Raw genomic sequence first — 1,676 nt, 5'->3', positions numbered from 1 at the left:
TCTTACTACAGAGGTTGATTTCGATTGACTTTTTAAGTTATTATACTCGTCCTATTTAATAATGACATAAAATAGTAGTAAGAAATATGATTTTAATTAAAAAGAACGATTTAGTTTTAGCCAATTTGAAAAACTTTATCCCCACAAAACATCTTTTTGATTAATGTCAATAAAGAGGTCAAAGTAATTCTTTGGCCTTTTTTGCTTTAATTTATCGCAACTTTTTTTCTGATTCCCTATTTGTTTATCTGTAATATTGTCCTTTAAAATGTTGATATGGATTTATTTACACAGTTTGTGGATGAGGAAAGGGACAATCTGTTGCCTTTTGATGGAGAAGTACTTTTACATGGCTTTGCTTTAACTGTCGAAGAAAGTCTTTATTATTATTCCAGGTTATTGGATGAAATCGCTTGGAAACACGATGAAGCAGTAGTGAACGGGAAGAGAATAAGTACAAAGAGGAAAATAGCTTGGTATGGAGATGAAAGATTTGCTTATACGTACTCTAATGTTACTAAATATGCTTTGCCTTGGACCGAGAGTTTATTGGTGTTGAAAACAATTGTAGAGGCAAAAACGGGAGAGACTTATAACTCTTGTTTGTTAAATTATTATGCCACAGGAGAGGAAGGGATGGCTTGGCATAGTGATGGAGAGATAGATCTGAAAAAGAATGGATCGATTGCCTCTTTGAGTTTTGGAGCTACAAGAATATTTAGCTTCAAACACAAAGAGTTGAATCAAAAGAGAGATGTCGTTTTAGAAACAGGGAGTTTGATTGAAATGAAAGGAGTAACACAAGATTATTGGTTACACCGTTTACCTCCGAGTAAGAAAGTAAGAAAAGGTCGAATTAATCTGACTTTTAGAACAATAGAAAAAGAATCGTAGAACTTTAGTGAATAGATTATGAAGTTAACAAATTGATTTATAGATATTTGAATATTTTTCAGAATTCTTGATTAGAAATGCATAATAAATGATAGTTTTTCATTTATTTTTCTTAAATTTAGTTCAATCTCTTTAAGGTTATTCTTGTTATTTAAGGAGACTTGTTTTTTTAATTAAAACTACGGTTATGGTCGAAAAGTATTTATATCAGTATGTTGGCCTTCATTTGAAAGGTAGAAAGAAGAATATAATCTACGGTATAATAGTAGACTATAATGAGGAATGGGTATTGATTAAACGCAATGTAATTGAGTATATGATCGACGGTTATGAACTAATAAATCGAAGTAAGATCGCTCAAGTCTTTAAAGATGATCATCTCAAGTTTAAAGAAGATATTTTCAAGGCTAAGTATATTGATTTCACTTATACGCCTTTTGATTTAAGTGAAGACTTCTTTACAATATTGAAGCAAATCAATCAGAAGTATGGTGCATTTTCTTTAAGATTAAAGCATAGTAACGATTGGCGTATTGGTAGATTTCTGGAAAAAGATGGTGAGTGCGTTTTCGCTATTGAAGAACTATCAGAAACTGGAGAATGGTTAGATACGATTGATGAGTTAAGTGTTGATGAAGTTTACGGTATAGGCTTTGACTGTGATTATGTACAATCTTTATTGTTGTTTGCGAATAAAAAAATGGGAATAAGGTAGTTATCACTTTCTAAAAGTCTAAATTCTTTCATTTGAAAGACTATGTTTAGCATAAACAAGTGAATAT

2 protein-coding genes are annotated in these 1,676 nt (G+C 30.9%); both read left to right on the top strand.

Features of this window, described 5'->3' with window-relative positions:
- Positions 1-276 precede the first annotated feature (276 nt).
- Entirely contained in the window at positions 277-894 is a 618-nt protein-coding gene (locus GOQ24_RS12925; protein WP_160339881.1) for an alpha-ketoglutarate-dependent dioxygenase AlkB family protein, read from the top strand.
- A gap of 187 nt (positions 895-1,081) precedes the next feature.
- Positions 1,082-1,609 (top strand): hypothetical protein, encoded by a 528-nt coding sequence (locus GOQ24_RS12920; protein WP_155093284.1) that lies wholly within the window; start codon positions 1,082-1,084, stop codon positions 1,607-1,609.
- The last annotated feature ends 67 nt before the right edge of the window (positions 1,610-1,676 follow it).

Origin of the sequence: Myroides sp. LoEW2-1, assembly GCF_009767705.1 — a bacterium.
GTDB lineage: Bacteria > Bacteroidota > Bacteroidia > Flavobacteriales > Flavobacteriaceae > Flavobacterium > Flavobacterium album_A.
The sequence above is the reverse complement of the archived record's forward strand: the minus strand, read 5'-3'. Positions and strand labels throughout refer to the sequence as shown.